The sequence below is a fragment of the Cupriavidus cauae genome (assembly GCF_008632125.1).
Lineage (GTDB): Bacteria > Pseudomonadota > Gammaproteobacteria > Burkholderiales > Burkholderiaceae > Cupriavidus > Cupriavidus cauae.
In genome coordinates, this window is the sequence record NZ_VWRN01000018.1 from 1 (window position 1) to 16,252 (window position 16,252).

The 16,252-nt window shown below is 69.0% G+C and carries 15 protein-coding genes and 1 pseudogene; 14 read left to right on the forward strand and 2 right to left on the reverse strand.

Going from position 1 to position 16,252, the window contains the following annotated elements; all coding sequences use genetic code 11:
- The 12 genes from odhB to F1599_RS05530 all read left to right on the forward strand — a co-directional run.
- Positions 1 to 944, forward strand: a 944-nt coding sequence (odhB, locus tag F1599_RS05475; RefSeq protein ID WP_150082453.1) for a 2-oxoglutarate dehydrogenase complex dihydrolipoyllysine-residue succinyltransferase, incomplete at its 5' end; no start/stop codon positions are given.
- A 19-nt stretch (positions 945 to 963) separates the two neighbouring features.
- A complete protein-coding gene (gene lpdA, locus F1599_RS05480; protein ID WP_149319124.1) occupies positions 964 to 2,400 on the forward strand; it encodes a dihydrolipoyl dehydrogenase in 1,437 nt (478 codons plus the stop codon).
- A 211-nt stretch (positions 2,401 to 2,611) separates the two neighbouring features.
- The gene (gene zapE / locus F1599_RS05485; protein WP_149319123.1) at positions 2,612 to 3,709 is read left to right on the forward strand and encodes a cell division protein ZapE; all 1,098 of its coding nucleotides are present in this window, start codon (positions 2,612 to 2,614) and stop codon (positions 3,707 to 3,709) included.
- 238 nt (positions 3,710 to 3,947) lie between these two features.
- On the forward strand, positions 3,948 to 6,644 hold the full coding sequence (locus F1599_RS05490; protein ID WP_150082454.1) for a heavy metal translocating P-type ATPase: 2,697 nt from the start codon (positions 3,948 to 3,950) through the stop codon (positions 6,642 to 6,644).
- Positions 6,645 to 6,646: 2 nt separating this feature from the next.
- Positions 6,647 to 6,844 carry a cbb3-type cytochrome oxidase assembly protein CcoS gene (gene ccoS, locus F1599_RS05495; protein WP_150082455.1) on the forward strand — a complete coding sequence of 66 codons (198 nt, stop codon included), beginning with the start codon at positions 6,647 to 6,649 and terminating at the stop codon, positions 6,842 to 6,844.
- A gap of 126 nt (positions 6,845 to 6,970) precedes the next feature.
- A complete protein-coding gene (ccoN, locus tag F1599_RS05500; RefSeq protein WP_150082456.1) occupies positions 6,971 to 8,485 on the forward strand; it encodes a cytochrome-c oxidase, cbb3-type subunit I in 1,515 nt (504 codons plus the stop codon).
- Positions 8,486 to 8,504: 19 nt separating this feature from the next.
- The gene (gene ccoO / locus F1599_RS05505) at positions 8,505 to 9,275 is read left to right on the forward strand and encodes a cytochrome-c oxidase, cbb3-type subunit II (RefSeq protein WP_223819489.1); all 771 of its coding nucleotides are present in this window, start codon (positions 8,505 to 8,507) and stop codon (positions 9,273 to 9,275) included.
- 2 nt (positions 9,276 to 9,277) lie between these two features.
- Entirely contained in the window at positions 9,278 to 9,496 is a 219-nt protein-coding gene (locus F1599_RS05510) for a cbb3-type cytochrome oxidase subunit 3 (RefSeq protein ID WP_150082457.1), read from the forward strand.
- Positions 9,497 to 9,500: 4 nt separating this feature from the next.
- Positions 9,501 to 10,502, forward strand: coding sequence for a cytochrome-c oxidase, cbb3-type subunit III (gene ccoP, locus F1599_RS05515; RefSeq protein WP_150082458.1), 1,002 nt, complete (start codon positions 9,501 to 9,503; stop codon positions 10,500 to 10,502).
- Between the two features lie 52 nt (positions 10,503 to 10,554).
- Positions 10,555 to 12,006, forward strand: coding sequence for a cytochrome c oxidase accessory protein CcoG (gene ccoG / locus F1599_RS05520; protein ID WP_150082459.1), 1,452 nt, complete (start codon positions 10,555 to 10,557; stop codon positions 12,004 to 12,006).
- A gap of 12 nt (positions 12,007 to 12,018) precedes the next feature.
- Complete coding sequence (locus F1599_RS05525) at positions 12,019 to 12,207, forward strand: FixH family protein (RefSeq protein ID WP_150082460.1); 189 nt, start codon at positions 12,019 to 12,021, stop codon at positions 12,205 to 12,207.
- A 205-nt stretch (positions 12,208 to 12,412) separates the two neighbouring features.
- Entirely contained in the window at positions 12,413 to 12,682 is a 270-nt protein-coding gene (locus F1599_RS05530; protein WP_149319117.1) for a hypothetical protein, read from the forward strand.
- Positions 12,683 to 12,869: 187 nt separating this feature from the next.
- On the opposite strand, the gene fnr is transcribed toward F1599_RS05530, so the two are convergent.
- Positions 12,870 to 13,598, reverse strand: a complete 729-nt coding sequence (gene fnr / locus F1599_RS05535; RefSeq protein WP_149319116.1) for a fumarate/nitrate reduction transcriptional regulator Fnr — start codon at positions 13,596 to 13,598, stop codon at positions 12,870 to 12,872.
- Positions 13,599 to 13,698: 100 nt separating this feature from the next.
- On the opposite strand from fnr, the gene F1599_RS05540 reads away from it, so the two are divergent.
- Positions 13,699 to 14,475, forward strand: coding sequence for a sulfite exporter TauE/SafE family protein (locus tag F1599_RS05540; RefSeq protein WP_150082461.1), 777 nt, complete (start codon positions 13,699 to 13,701; stop codon positions 14,473 to 14,475).
- Between the two features lie 587 nt (positions 14,476 to 15,062).
- Positions 15,063 to 16,124, forward strand: a complete 1,062-nt coding sequence (gene scpB / locus F1599_RS05545; RefSeq protein ID WP_150082462.1) for an SMC-Scp complex subunit ScpB — start codon at positions 15,063 to 15,065, stop codon at positions 16,122 to 16,124.
- On the opposite strand, the pseudogene F1599_RS26585 reads toward scpB, so the two are convergent.
- Positions 16,125 to 16,252 (reverse strand): annotated as a pseudogene (locus F1599_RS26585) (preprotein translocase subunit SecA); the annotation flags it as partial.

A 16,252-nucleotide genomic window follows, 5' to 3' on the forward strand; every position in this document is an offset into this window, starting at 1 on the left:
CCGCACCGGCCGCTGCCGCGCCTGCCGCCGCCGGCGCCGTGGCGATGCCGTCGGCCGCCAAGCTGATGGCCGAGCAAGGCCTGTCGGCCGGCCAGGTCGCCGGCACCGGCAAGGATGGCCGCATCACCAAGGGCGACGTGCTCGCCGCCGGTTCGGCGCCCGCCGCCAAGGCCGCCCCGGCCCCGGCCGCCAAGCCGGCCCTGCAGCAGGTCTCCGCACCGGTCGACTTCGCCGCGCTGGGCGATCGTCCGGAAGAGCGCGTGCCGATGAGCCGCCTGCGCGCCCGTATCGCCGAGCGTCTGCTGCAATCGCAACAGACCAATGCCATCCTCACCACCTTCAACGAAGTCAACATGAAGCCGGTGATGGATCTGCGCAACAAGTACAAGGACCGCTTCGAGAAGGAACACGGCGTCAAGCTGGGCTTCATGTCCTTCTTCGTCAAGGCGGCCGTGCACGCGCTGAAGAAGTACCCGATCATCAACGCCTCGGTCGACGGCAACGACATCGTCTACCACGGCTACTTCGACATCGGCATCGCGGTCGGTTCGCCGCGCGGCCTGGTGGTGCCTATCCTGCGCAACGCCGACCAGATGAGCCTGGCCGACATCGAGAAGAAGATCGCCGAGTTCGGCGCCAAGGCCCGTGACGGCAAGCTGTCGCTGGACGAGCTGTCGGGCGGTACCTTCTCGATCTCGAACGGCGGCGTGTTCGGCTCGATGCTGTCGACCCCGATCATCAATCCGCCGCAATCGGCGATCCTGGGCGTGCACGCCACCAAGGACCGCGCCGTGGTCGAAGACGGCCAGATCGTGATCCGTCCGATGAACTACCTGGCGATGTCCTACGACCACCGCATCATCGACGGCCGCGAAGCCGTGCTGGGCCTGGTGGCGATGAAGGAAGCGCTGGAAGATCCGGCCCGCCTGCTGCTGGACCTGTAATCGACGCCGAGGAATCCTGATGAGCAAACAATTCGACGTGCTGGTGATCGGCGCCGGCCCCGGCGGCTATATCGCCGCGATCCGCGCCGCCCAGCTGGGCATGAATGTCGCCTGCTGCGAAGACAATCCCTATGACGACCCGAAGGGCGAGCCGCGCCTGGGCGGCACCTGCCTGAACGTGGGCTGCATCCCGTCCAAGGCGATGCTGGCCTCGTCGGAGGAAGTCGAGAACGTGCAGCACCATCTCGGCGACCACGGCATCACGGTCGGCGACGTCAAGGTCGACGTGGCCAAGATGCTCAAGCGCAAGGACGACATCGTCGGCAAGATGACCAAGGGCATCGAGTTCCTGTTCCGCAAGAACAAGATCACGCTGCTCAAGGGCCATGGCAAGTTCGTCGGCAAGGGCGCCGAGGGCTTCCAGGTCGAGATCGCCGGCAAGGCCGGCAGCGAAACGGTGACGGCGAAGCAGGTCATCATCGCCACCGGCTCGAAGGCCCGCCATCTGCCGGGCATCGCGGTCGACAACAAGCTGGTCAACGATAACGAGGGCGCGCTGAAGTTCGCCGAAGTGCCGAAGAAGCTGGGCGTGATCGGCGCGGGCGTGATCGGCCTGGAGCTGGGTTCGGTGTGGCGCCGTCTCGGTGCCGACGTGACCGTGCTCGAGGCGCTGCCGTCGTTCCTCGGTGCCGCCGACGAAGGCGTCGCCAAGGAAGCGCAGAAGCTGCTGACCAAGCAGGGCCTGAAGTTCAGCCTGGGCGTCAAGGTCAACGAGGTGAAGACTGGCGACAACAACGTCACTGTCAGCTACACCGACAAGGACGGCAACGCGCAGACGCTGGAAGTCGATCGCCTGATCGTGTCGGTCGGCCGCGTGCCGAACACCGACAACCTGGGTCTGGACGCCGTTGGCCTCGCCACCGACGAGCGCGGCTTCATTCCGGTCGACGACCACTGCGCGACCTCGGTGCCGGGCCTGTGGGCGATCGGCGACGTGGTGCGCGGCCCGATGCTGGCGCACAAGGCCGAGGACGAAGGCGTGGCCGTGGCCGAGCGCATCGCCGGCCAGAAGCCGCACATCGACTACAACTGCATTCCGTGGGTGATCTACACCTACCCGGAAATCGCCTGGGTCGGCAAGACCGAGCAGCAGCTGAAGGCCGAGGGCCGCGAGTACAAGTCGGGCCAGTTCCCGTTCGTGGCCAACGGCCGCGCGCTGGGCATGGGCGCCTCGGACGGCTTCGTCAAGATGCTGGCCGATGCCAGGACCGACGAGATCCTGGGCGTGCACGTGGTCGCGGCCAATGCGTCGGACCTGATCGCCGAAGCCGTGGTGGCGATGGAGTTCAAGGCCGCCAGCGAGGATATCGGCCGGGTGTGCCACCCGCACCCGTCGATGTCCGAGGTGATGCGCGAAGCCGCGCTCGCGGTGGACAAGCGTCAGCTCAATATGTAAGCGCGCTGTTGCCCTCTCCCGCGTGCGGGGGAGGGTCGGGGAGAGAGACGGGAAGCCGGCGGGGCGCTCGCCCGCGCCTTGGCGGTCCGGCCGCTGCCGGCGGCTCTCTCTCCAACCTCCGCTCCCGCTCGCGGGAGCGGGGAGCCTCGCGGCGCCGCCGTGAGGGCCATGCCCTTCGCGGCGAATCCGCCGTTACCTTTCCTTCCCCCCGATGAACGTCACCGAGTACTACCACCACGAACTGCAGCAGCGCGGCTATCGGTCCGACGAGGCGCAGTTGCGCGCGGTGGCGCGGCTGCAGCAGTGCTACGACGAATGGGTCGCCTACAAGCAGCGGCGCAACAATGCGCTGAAGAAGCTGCTGATCCGGCCGGAGGTGCCCAAGGGCGTCTATCTGTGGGGCGGGGTGGGGCGCGGCAAGTCCTTCCTGATGGACAGCTTCTACCACTGCGTGCCGGTGGTCAGGAAGACCCGCCTGCATTTCCACGAGTTCATGCGCGAGGTGCATCGCCAGCTCGAGGAACTGCGCGGCCGGCCCGATCCGCTGGACGAGCTGGCCAAACGGATCGCCCGCAAGTACCGGCTGATCTGTTTCGATGAATTCCATGTCAGCGATGTCGCCGACGCCATGATCCTGCATCGGCTGCTGGAGCAGATGTTCGAGAACGGCGTGCAGTTCGTGATGACGTCGAACTACCGCCCGGACCTGCTGTATCCGGACGGCCTGCATCGCGACCGCATCCTGCCCGCGATCGCGCTGCTCGAGCGCAAGCTCGACGTGCTGAACGTCGATGCCGGCATCGATTACCGCAAGCGCACGCTGGAGCAGGTACAGGCCTATTACACGCCGCTGGACGCCAAGGCCAGCGCGGCGCTGCGCGACGCCTTCGCGGCGCTGGCCGGCATCGCCGACGAATCGCCGATCCTGCATATCGAGAAGCGCGAGCTGCATGCCCTGCGCAAGGCCAACGGCGTGGTGTGGTTCGACTTCGCCACGCTGTGCGGCGGCCCGCGTTCGCAGAACGACTATCTGGAGCTGGCCGAGCGCTTCCACACGGTGATCCTGTCGGACGTGCCGAAGATGACGCCGCGGATGTCGTCGGAGGCGCGCCGCTTCACCTGGCTGGTCGACGTGTTCTACGACCACAAGGTCAAGCTGCTGATGTCGGCCGAGGTGCCGCCCGACGAGCTGTATGTCGAAGGCCAGATGGCCAACGAATTCCATCGCACGGTGTCGCGCATCATCGAGATGCAGTCGCGCGAGTATCTGGAGGCGCCGCGGCGCACCGGCGTCACGGAACTGGCCTGAGCGGCCGGAGGGCGTGCGGGCCTGAGCGGGTCCGTACGGTCCGTGCGGCCAGAGCCCCTATGACGCCCACAGCGGCCACAGCGGCCATGGCGGCCAGAGCGGCGTGGGCTGCCCGGCCTACCTGAGCCGCTCCCTGGCTGCGACGCCTTGCACGGCGTACCGATTGCGTGCGCCTTGACCGGGATCAAATGGCCGCCCGGCCGCGATCCCTAGAATCGATCGGACATCCAGGACCACGATGCCGATCGCCTTCGCCCCTTCCTCCCACGCCGAACCATCGGCGTCCGCCACATCGGCGCACGCCGCGGCGGACGGCCCGACCGACGCCGCCTGCTGTTTCCATTGCGGACTGCCGACCGGCGCCGCGCGGGACGCGCTGCGCGCGGAGGTCGGCGGCATGCCGCGCGCCTTCTGTTGCGCCGGCTGCCTGGCGCTGGCGCAGGCGCTGGACCAGGCCGGCTTCGCCCATCTCTATGGCGGCGAGTTCCGCTTCGGCCGGCCGCTGGACGCGGCGGCACGGGGCCGGCTCGAGCCGGTCTGGCAGGCCTACGACACCGAGGAGCTGCGCGCGCGTTTCGTGCGGCGGCTCGACGGCGCGGCGGAAGCGCGGCCGCAGGAACGATTCGAAATCACGCTGGCGCCCGACAATATCCGCTGCGCCGCCTGTGCCTGGCTGATCGAGCAGAAGCTCGCGCAACTGCCCGGCGTCGAGACCGCGGTCGTCAATCTGGCCACGCGCCGCGTGCTGGTGCGCTGGCGCGGCCGCGCGCTGACCGTGGCCGCTCTGCTGGGCGCGCTCGCCGATATTGGGTACACGGCCTGGCCGTTCGAGTTCTCCGCGGCGGACCGGCAGGACAGCGCGGCAAGGCAGGGCCTGCTGATGCGGCTGGCGGTGGCCATGCTCGGCATGATGCAGGTGATGATGTACGCGTGGCCGGTCTATACGCATGAAGGCACCATCGCGGCCACGCATCTGCGCCTGCTGCAATGGGCCAGCCTGGCGCTGACGCTGCCGGTGATCGTCTACAGCGCGGCGCCGATCTTTGCGGGTGCGTGGCGCAGCCTGCGCCAGCGCCATGTCGGCATGGACGTGCCGGTCGCGCTGGGGCTGGCGGCCGCGTTCGGCGCCAGCCTGCTTGCCACCGTGCGCGGCACTGGCGAGGTCTACTACGACTCCGTCACGATGTTCGTCGCCTTGCTGCTGCTGGCGCGCTATCTCGAATTGCGCGTGCGCCAGGCCTCGCGCAGCGGCGCGGAGATGCTGGCGCGGCAGTTGCCGGCCACCTGCGAGCAATTGTTCCCTGACGGCACGGTGCGGCGCGTGCCGGTCGCGCGGCTGGCGCCGGGCGACCGCGTGCGCGTGCGCGCCGGCGAGATCGTGCCGGCCGACGGCGAGATCCTCGAGGGCAGCAGCGATCTGGACGAGTCGATGCTGAGCGGCGAAAGCCGGCCGGTGCCGCGTGGACCGGGCCAGCCGGTGCTGGCGGGCTGCTACAACGCCAGCAGTCCGCTGGTGATCGCGGTGCGGCGGATCGGGGCGGGCACGCGCCTGGCCGAGATCGTCGCGCTGCTCGAACGCGCGCTGGCCGACAAGCCGCGGCTCGCGGTGATCGCCGATCGCGTGGCGGCGTGGTTCGTCGCCGCGCTGCTGCTGATTGCGGCGGCCGTGGGCCTGCTGTGGTGGACCATCGTGCCGGAGCGCGCGCTGATGGTGACCGTCGCGGTGCTGGTGGTCAGCTGCCCCTGCGCGCTGTCGCTGGCGACGCCCGCGGCGCTGGCGGCGGCCGGCGCGGCGCTGTCGCGGCGCGGCGTGCTGCTGACGCGCGGCCATGCGCTGGAAACGCTCGCCGGTGTCACCGATGTCGTGCTGGACAAGACCGGCACGCTGACCCAGGGGCGGTTTGCGGTCGCCAACGTGATCGCGCTCGGCAAGCTGGCGCAGGCCGAGTGCCTGGCGCTGGCCGGTGCGCTGTGCCGCGGCGGCGAGCATCCGGCGGCGCGGGCGCTGGTGGCTGCGGCGGAGCGCGCGGCGAGCCCTGGCGGTGTCTCTGGTTTCACCGCCGGCGGCCTGAACTTCGAACCACTGCCGACGCAACTGCGCAATCGCCCGGGGCAGGGCGTGGAGGCGCTGCTCGACGGCCGTCCGATACGCGTAGGGCGGCGCGACTTCGTCGAGGCGTTGATGCCGCCGGCGCTGGTTCCGTCCGCGCTGGTTCCGTCCACGCTGGTTCCCCCCGCGCTGGTGCCGCCCGCGCCGGAGACGCCGGCGCTGGTTCCGTCAGGTCCCGCCGGCAACGAGGCGGCCCTCGATGCGCTGCGCCACCATCTGCACGACGGCGCCTCGCCGGTGTGGCTGGGCGACGAAGGCGGACTGCTCGCCGTCTTCGTGCTGTCGGACAGCGAGCGCGCGCAGGCGGCCGAACTGCTGGCGCGCCTGCGCGCGCTCGGACTGCGCTGCCATCTGGTTTCGGGCGACAGCCAGCCGACGGTGCGCTGGTGGGCCCGCCATTTCGGCATCGAAGCCGCGCAAGGGCGCATCAGTCCCGAGGGCAAGCGCGACTACGTGGCCGCCTTGCAGCGCGATGGCGCGGTGGTACTTGCGATCGGCGACGGCATCAACGACGGGCCGGTGCTGGCGCAGGCGCAGGTGTCGATCGCGCTCGCCAGCGGCGCGCCGCTCGCGCAGGTCGGCGCCGATGCGGTGCTGACCCACGACGGCATCGCCGACGTCGCCACCGCGCTGGCCATCGCGCGCCGCGCGCGTGCGGTGATCCGGCAGAACCTGGCCTGGGCCTTCGCCTACAACATGGTGGCCATTCCGCTGGCCGCCAGCGGCCATGTCAACGCCTGGATGGCCGGGATCGGCATGTCGCTGTCCTCGCTGCTGGTGGTCGCCAATGCCTGGCGCCTGCTGCGCGTGCCGAAGGTGCGCTAGCGATGGACACGCTGTTCCTGCTGGTGCCGATGAGCCTCGCGCTGGTCGCGCTGATCGCCGCGGCGCTGCGGTGGGCGCTGCGCGCCGGGCAATACGACGATCTCGAGCGGCCGGGGCAGGCGATCCTGCTCGACAACGACCGCCCCGATGCGAAGGCGGGCGCCGCGCGGCAGCCGGGCCGTTGCGATCTTCCCCACTGAGGTTCCCCGGGGCGCCATGCATCTGCACGGCGCTTGATCCGGATCAAGGGCGCGCCGCCCGACCCCCTCTACATTGCCTTCATCGCTTTCTTCTTTCCTGTTCCATATCCATCCTTGGGGGTCCGAATGGATGTCACCGCCGCCGGCCTGACCGGCACGGCCACGCCCGCGCGCGCCGCCGACACCTTCAACTATCACGTCGTGAGGCAATTCGCCGTCATGACCGTGGTCTGGGGGATCGTCGGCATGGCGGTCGGCGTGCTGCTCGCCGCGCAACTGATCTGGCCTGAACTCAATTTCGATACGCCGTGGCTGTCGTTCGGACGGCTGCGCCCGCTGCATACCAATGCGGTGATCTTCGCCTTCGGCGGCAGCGCGCTGTTCGCCACCTCGTACTACGTGGTGCAGCGGACCTGCCAGGCGCGGCTGTTTGCCGCGCCGCTGGCGGCCTTCACCTTCTGGGGCTGGCAGATCGTGATCGTCGCCGCGGCGATCACGCTGCCGCTGGGCATCACGACGTCGAAGGAATACGCAGAACTGGAATGGCCGATCGATCTGCTGATCGCGGCGGTATGGGTGGCCTATGCGATCGTGTTCTTCGGCACCATCGCCCGCCGCAAGACCCGCCATATCTACGTGGCCAACTGGTTCTTCGGCGCCTACATCCTGACGATCGCGATCCTGCATATCGTCAACAACATCGAGCTGCCGGCGTCGCTGTGGAAGTCGTACTCCGCCTATGCCGGCGTGCAGGACGCGATGGTGCAGTGGTGGTACGGCCATAACGCGGTCGGCTTCTTCCTGACCACCAGCTTCCTCGGCATGATGTACTACTTCATTCCGAAGCAGGCCGAGCGCCCGATCTATTCGTACCGGCTGTCGATCGTCCATTTCTGGGCGCTGAACTTCACCTATATGTGGGCCGGCCCTCACCACCTGCAGTACACCGCGCTGCCGGACTGGGCGCAGTCGCTCGGCATGGTGTTCTCGCTGATCCTGCTGGCCCCGTCGTGGGGCGGCATGATCAACGGGATCATGACGATGTCGGGCGCCTGGCACAAGCTGCGCACCGATCCGATCCTGAAGTTCCTGGTGGTGGCGCTGTCCTTCTACGGCATGGCGACCTTCGAGGGGTCGATGATGTCGATCAAGACGGTCAACGCGCTGTCGCACTACACCGACTGGACCATCGGCCACGTGCATTCGGGCGCGCTGGGTTGGGTCGCGATGATCACGATCGGCTCGCTGTACTACCTGGTGCCGCGCCTGTTCGGCCAGCAGCGGATGTACAGCACGCGCCTGATCGAATGGCACTTCTGGATCGCGACCATCGGCGTGGTGCTCTATATCGCCTCGATGTGGATCGCCGGCGTGATGGAAGGGCTCATGTGGCGCGCCACGCAGCCCGACGGCACGCTGACCTACGCGTTCGTCGAAGCGGTCAAGGCCAAATATCCGTTCTACCTGATCCGTCTGCTGGGCGGCCTGTGCTTCCTCGCCGGCATGCTGGTGATGGCGTGGAACGTGGCGCGCACCATCGCGGGCCGCCGCGCCTTCGATCCCGTGATTCCGGCGGGGGCCACCGTCGGGACCGCCGTTGCGGCCTCCGCCGGCACCGCCGCCACCGCTCCCGCCGCCTGAACGCCATCCGGATTCCATCATGTCCCAACAACGACGCTTCTTTTCGCACGAGACGCTGGAGAAGAACATCGGCTGGCTGATCGTCTGCACCATCGTGGTGGTCAGCATCGCCGGCTTCGTGCAGATCCTGCCGCTGTTCTTCCAGCATTCGACCACGCAGCCCGATCCGGGCATCGTCCCTTACTCGCCGCTGCGGCTGATGGGGCGCGACATCTATATCCGCGAGGGCTGCGTCGGCTGCCATTCGCAGCAGGTGCGCACGCTGCAGGCCGAGGTCGAGCGCTACGGCCCTTACTCGACCGCCGGCGAATCGGTCTACGACCATCCCTTCCTGTGGGGCTCCAAGCGTACCGGCCCGGACCTGGCGCGCGTGGGCGGCCGCTACTCGGACGACTGGCAACGCATCCATCTGCGCAATCCGCGCGATGTCGTGCCCGAGTCGGTGATGCCTTCCTATCCGTGGCTGGCGAAGACCGTGCTGCCGACCGACGACATCCGCCAGCGCATGCGGACGCTGCGCACGCTCGGCGTGCCGTACAGCGACGCCGACATCGAGGCGGCGCCCGACGCGCTGAAGGGCAGGACCGAAGAGGACGCGCTGGTGGCATATCTGCAGGGCCTCGGCACCAATCGCCGCACCGTCGGCATCGAGGTCGCGGGCGTGGACCGCCGCGTAGACGGTAGTGCGGGCAGCAGCGCAGGCAGCAGTACAGACGGTAGCGCGGACGGCGGTGCCGACGGCGGCGCAGACCCCGCCACGGCAGCGGGCGCGCCAAGCGGGAGCCAATGACCATGGCGACCCTGACCGCGTTTTCCACGCTGATCTTCCTCGTCGTCTTTATCGGCATCGTCTGCTGGGCGTGGTCCGGCGGGCGGCGCCATGCCAATCGCGAAGCCGCCTGGCTGCCGTTCGCGCTCCCCGACGAGGCATGCGGCGGCGAGCCCATGGGGGAACGCAAGGACGTGCCGCGCGACGCCGCGCGTCCGCACGCCATCGAGCAGGGACATTGATGTCATGAGCGACTTTATTTCCGATTTCTGGGGCTACTACATCGCCGCCATTGCGCTGGGCGGCATCGTCTGGTGCGTCTGGCTGCTGTTCTCGCAGACGCGCGTGGCCAAGGGCGCGGCCGCCTCGGGCGCTGCCACTTCGGGCGCGGCCACTTCGGGCGCGGCCGGCACGGCGGGCGGCGCCGACACCGGCGCGGCGGCGCAGGACACCGGCCACGTCTGGGACGACGATCTGCGCGAGCTGAACAACCCGCTTCCGCGCTGGTGGATGTGGATGTTCCTGCTGAGCTGCGTGTTCGCGCTCGGCTATCTGGTGCTGTATCCGGGCCTGGGCGCGTACGGCGGCATGCTGGGCTTCACCAGCCAGGGCGAGCTGGCGGCGCAGCGGCAGGCCGCGCTGCGTGGCCAGCAGGCGGTGTACGGCAAGTACATGGACCTGAAGATCGAACAGGTGGCCGCCGATCCCGAGGCGCGCGAGATCGGCCAGCGGCTGTTCCTGAACTACTGCGCGCAGTGCCATGGGTCGGACGCGCGCGGCAGCCGCGGCTTTCCCGACCTGACCGACCGCGACTGGCTCCATGGCGGCGACCCCGCCACCATCATGCAGAGCATCGCCAAGGGCCGGCATGGCGTGATGCCGTCGTTCGCCGCCGTCATCGACGAGAAGGCCGCGGGCGATGTCGCGCAATACGTGCGCTCGCTGTCGGGGCTCGCCTTCAACCCGATCCGCGCGGCTCGCGGCGAGCCGGTCTTCAAGACGACCTGCGTCGCCTGCCACGGCGGCACGGGCAAGGGCAACCAGGCGCTGGGCGCACCCAACCTGACCGACAAGATCTGGCTGCACGGCAGCGCCGAGGCCAATATCGTCAAGGCGATCCTGCAGGGCCACGACAACCGGATGCCCGCGCACGAGGACATCCTGAGCCCCGAGCGCATCCGCATGCTGACCGCCTATGTGTGGGGCTTGTCCGCCGACAGCGGCACGATGCCGGCCGCGGGGCGGTGATGGACATCGCTTGCGGCAACGGGTTAGCCATGCGGCCACTGCGAGGACAGCCATGAACGCCCCCGGCATCGATTCGACCGAGGCCTCGCTGTACGAGGTCCGGCGCAAGATCTATCCGCGCGCCGTCACCGGCGCGTTCGCCAGCTGGCGCGTCGCGATGGTGCTGGCCACGCAGCTGGTGTTCTACGGCACGCCGTGGCTGCAATGGAACGGCCGCCAGGCGGTGCTGTTCGATCTGGGCGCGCGCAAGTTCTATCTGTTCGGCCTGGTGCTGTGGCCGCAGGACGTGATCTACCTGGCCGTGCTGCTGTTGATCTCGGCGCTGTCGCTGTTCCTGTTCACCGCGATCGCCGGACGGCTGTTCTGCGGCTATGCCTGTCCGCAGACCGTCTATACCGAGATCTTCCTGTGGATCGAGCGCCAGGTCGAGGGCGACCGCATCGCGCGCATCCGGCTCGACGGCGAGCGCTGGACCGCGCGCAAGCTGCGCGTCAAGGCCACCAAGCATCTGCTGTGGATCGCGATCGCGCTGTGGACCGGCTTCACCTTCGTCGGCTACTTCTCGCCGATCGATGCGCTGGGCAGGGCGGTGCTGACTCTGTCGACCGGGCCGTGGGAGACGTTCTGGATCGGCTTCTACGCGTTCGCCACCTGGGGCAATGCCGGCTTCATGCGCGAGCAGGTCTGCAAGTACATGTGCCCCTATGCGCGGTTCCAGAGCGTGATGGTCGATAAGGACACCTATGTGGTGACCTATGACGCGCAGCGCGGCGAGCCGCGCGGCTCGCGCTCGCGCAAGGCCGACCCGCGCGCGCTGGGCATCGGCGACTGCGTGGACTGCAGCATCTGCGTGCAGGTCTGCCCGACCGGCATCGACATCCGCGACGGGCTCCAGTACGAGTGCATCGGCTGCGGCGCGTGCATCGATGCCTGCAATCAGGTCATGGACAAGATGCGCTATCCGCGCGGGCTGATCCGCTATACGTCCGAGAACGCGATGCGGCGCGCGTTGTCGGCGGCAAACGCGCGCCGCCGCGTGATCCGCCCGCGCATCGTGCTGTATGCGGTGCTGTGGCTGGCGCTGGTCGGCGGCTTCGTCTGGTCGGTGGCGGTGCGCACGCCGCTGAAGGTGGACATCATCCGCGACCGCCAGGCGCTGGCGCGCGAAGTGGAAGGGCGCTGGATCGAAAACGTCTACCGGCTGCAGCTGATCAACACCACCGAAGGCGAGATGGACATCGCCATCGCGGCGGAAAGTCCGGGATTGCCGGGACTGTCGGTCGAGTACGAGCGCGGCGCCGGCCATCTGGCGCCGACCTCCAACCGGCTGCTGCCGCTGCGGCTGCGCGTGCCGCTGGAGCAGGCGGCGTCGGGCACCCATGTGGTCGACATCGTGGTCAGCGGCGCGCGGGCCGAAGCCGGCGCGGGCACGGGTACGGGCACGGACACCAGTGGCGTGCAGGTGCGGCAGTCCACCCGTTTCATCATTCCCGACCAACCTTGACGAGGCATCGACATGTCCCAATGCAAACCGTGGTGGAAGGAACCGTGGCCGTGGCTGCTGATCAGCGGCCCGGCGCTGGCGATGATGGGCTGCGCGGTGACGATCTGGGTCGCGATGCAGCACGCGGATCGGCCCATCGTCGACGGCGTGGTGCGTCAGGGGCTGGTGATCCGGCAGGCGGCGACGCCGGCGGGGCGGTGACGCCGGCAGCTGCGGTGGCGGCTGCAATGGTCCCTGCAACCGCGGCTGCAACGGAGGCCGCAACGGAGGCCGCAATGGAGGCCGCAACGGAGGCTGCAACGGCGGCCGCAACGGAGGCTGCAACGGAGGCCGCAACGACGGCCGCAGCGGCGGTCGCCACGCGGCACGCGCGCGACGCAGTGACTTCCCACGCGGTGGCGCGGCCATGAAGGCGCGCTGGCTGATGTGGGTGCTGTGGCCCGCCTTCGTCGGCGCGGCCGTGGCCTTCGTGCTGGTGTTCTCGCTGATCGATCCGCGCGAGCTGCGGGTCTTCGGACGGCCGCTCGAGCTGTCGCACGGCGCGGTCTATACGATCGGCTTCGCCGTCGCGTGGGCGGTGTGCGCGCTGTCCAGCGCGCTGACGCTCTGCATGCTGCCGGCGTCGATCCTGGCGCCGATGTCGTCGCCGATGTCGGCGGCGGACGAACTGGAGTAGGGCGATGGCGAAGCGGGCGATGCGAGCGAAGCGCGCAATGGGGGCAAAGCCGGCAACGGGGGCAAAGCGGGCAATGGGGGCAAAGCGGGCAATGGGGGCAAAGCGGGCAATGGGGGCAAAGCGGGCAATGGGGGCAAAGCGGGCAATGTGGGCGATGGCGGCCGCCAGCGCCATCGCCGCGCGGGCTTCAGCAGGCCGTCTTTCCCAGCAGCTGGCGGATGCCGTCCATGTCGACCAGCTTGACGTGGCGCTGGCGGATCTGGATCAGCCCGGCTTCGGCGAAGCGCGAGAACAGGCGGCTGACGGTCTCGAGCTTCAGGCCCAGATAGCTGCCGATTTCTTCGCGGCTCATGCGCAGCACGAACTCGGACGGCGAATAGCCGCGTGCCGACAGGCGCTCGGACAGGCTGATCAGAAAGCCCGCCAGCCGCTCCTCGGCGCGCATCGAGCCCAGCGTGATCAGCATCATCTGGTCCTGCGTGATCTCTCGGCTCATCAGCCGCATGAACTGGTGCTGCAGCGACGGCAACGAGGCCGACAGCGTCTGGATCTCGTTGTAGCGCACTACGCAGACCTCGGTGTCTTCGAGCGCGGTCGCGTCCGACGCATGCCGCATCTCGGTCAGCCCATCGAAGCCGACCACTTCGCCCGGCAGATGAAAGCCCGTGATCTGCGCGCGGCCGTCTTCCATCGTCACGTGGGTCTTCAGCGTGCCGAAGCGGATCGCATAGACCGCGTCGAGGGGATCGCCGAGGCGATAGAGCGATTCGCCCTTGCGCACGCGCACGCGTTCCTGCACCAGCGTGTCCATCTTTTCGACGTCCTGCGCCGACATGCCGATCGGCAGGCACAGCTGCCCCAGCGAGCAGGTGGAGCAGCGGGTCGATTGGTCGTTGAGGGGGATGGCGTTCAGCAATTGGAATCCGCGCGAAAGGAGGGAGTTGCCATCGGCATCGCGATGGGCGTCAAGCGTGCGGGCATTCTACCGTGCTGCTCCCCGTCGAGGGGAGCGTGAGATGGCAATCGGCGTACTGGCAAGCGTGTTTCTGCTGGCGCTGTTGGGCGGTGTCCACTGTGCGGCGATGTGCGGCGGCATCGCGCTGGTGCTCGAAGGCGACGACGCGCGGCGGGCCGCGCCGGTGTCGTTGTACCGCAGCCGCGCGGCGTGGGTCCGCGAACTGCTGGTGCTGCATGCCGGGCGCCTGAGTGCGTACGCAATGCTCGGCGCCTTGCTCGGCGCGGTGGGCGCGACCGCGTGGAAGACGCAGTATCTGCCCGTGCAGCGCGCGCTGTTCGCGGCCGGCAGCACCAGCCTGCTGCTTGCCGGACTATGGACGCTGGGCGGCGCGCAACTGGTGGGGAAGGCGCCGGGTGTGAACGCCGTGGCGCGGCGTCTGGCGGCAGCCTGGGCGCGTTGGGGCGGAAGGACCATCGCGCGGCAGGACGCGGGGCCGGTTCCGCACGGCACCAGCCGGCGTCTGCTGCGCCGCTATGCCGCCGGACTTGCGTGGGGACTGGTTCCCTGCGGCATGGTCTACGCCGCGCTCGCGCTGGCCTTGCTGGCCGGCAGCGCGGCGTCGGGCGCGCTGGTGATGCTGGCCTTCGGTCTCGGTACGCTGCCCAATCTGCTGATGCTGTCGAGCCTGTCGGCCGGCCTGCGCGTGCTCGCGCGCCGCGCGTGGGTGCGCCGTGGGGTCGGCGCGGCGGTGGCGCTGTTCGGCGCGGCCGGTCTCGCGCGCGCCGCGATGCTGCCCGAAACGCTGGCCGCGCACGGCTTCTGCCTGACCCTCTGATGGCGGGCCGGCCCCTGCGTCCCAAGCCCGCGGTTGCAGGCCGGCGCGGGAATGCCATACAATCGCGGGAAGCCACGGCGACCGGGCCGCTTTCGCGCAGGTGTCGTGGTCGCCCGGTCGCGCTTGTTCCAGGCGTCTGTCACGGCACTCATGGGTTTCCATACCCATCTCCCTCCCCGCACTGTCCGGCTAGAACATCCGGTGTCGACATCGGCCAAGAATACCGGCCAGCGGCGTGGCAGCGAGGGGCCCGACAGGCTGCACGCCAGGCCATGACCAAGTTGTCTCGCAATCCGGACGGTCACGACCGCCCGGGCGTGTCGGCCGCAACAGGGGAGACGGCGCGACGCGCTGGTCCTTCCGCCGACCGATATCGGGAGACGGGCGGACGATCTTCTGCCGGACCGGACCGGCAATCGATGCACCGATGAGAAGCGCGCGGACCCGATGCGGCAAGCATCCCGGTCGGCAGCGCGATGAATGGCGGCAGGCGTCCCTGAAGCGGAACGCGCGCCGCTGAATCGACCAATCTCCAGCGCGTCCGGGTGTCACGGACGCAGATGCAAAGACAGGCCGCACACCACAACATGAATACCCAAGAGGCGAAAATCGTCCTCGAGACGGCGCTGATCTGCGCGCAGGAGCCGCTGCGCGTCGCCGATCTGCGCCGCTTGTTCGCCGACGACGTCGGCGCCGACACGATCCGTGTTCTGCTGGAGGAGTTGCGCAAGGACTGGGAGCCGCGCGGTGTCGAGCTGGTGGCGCTGGCAAGCGGCTGGCGCTTTCAGAGCCGTCCGGCGATGCGCGAATACCTGGACCGGCTCAATCCGGAAAAGCCGCCGAAATACTCGCGCGCGGTGATGGAGACGCTGGCCATCATCGCCTATCGCCAGCCGGTGACGCGCGGCGATATCGAGGAAATCCGCGGGGTCACGGTCAGCACCGAAGTGATCAAGAAGCTCGAGGACCGCAGCTGGATCGAGGTCATCGGCCATCGCGACGTACCCGGCAAGCCCGCGCTGTACGCGACCACCAAGACCTTCCTCGACGACCTCGGGCTGCGTACGCTGGACGAACTGCCGCCGCTGGAGGATCCGCAGGCGCAGGTCCAGGAGGCGCTGCTGAAGCAGGGCGCCATCGATTTCGAAGAGGTCGCCACCGCGGCCGGCGTCGACGAAGAGGCATTTGCCGCGGCGCCGGAAGGCGTGGCGCAGGCCGATGGCATCGACGCCGCTGCGGTTCCTACGGCCGATGGGAGCGAAGGGCTGCATGGTGCCGATGCAGTTGATTCAGCTGATGCAGCCGATGCCGCCGATGAGGCGCCCCAGGATGTGGCGCTCGCCGAAGATGTAGCCGCGGCCGGCGTGGCCACCGGGGAAGGGTCCCCTGAGATGTCCGGCGAGGGGCAGCCACAGGCCGATGCCGATGACTCCGCCGAAGCCCCGGCGATGGCCGCGGCGGCGGGGTCCGAGGATGCCGCCGGCGCTGCCGAGGCCACCGACGCTGCCGAAGGCGCCGAAGCGCCCGAAGCCGCCGAAGCGCCCGAAGCCGCCGAAGCTGGCGGCGAGTCCGCCGACCAGGCCGACGCCGACGCGCCCCAACTCGATGAACGCGATGCCGACGAGCATGGCACGCGCGTCCCGAACTAACACCAGCACCGGCTGCCCGCGCTCGAAGCACTCGCGGATATCGCGCACCACGGCGTCGTAGCGCTCCTTGGTGGTCTTGAAGATCTGGTCCTGGAAGTCCTTGCGCTGGGTCGGCTTGTTGGTCGGGA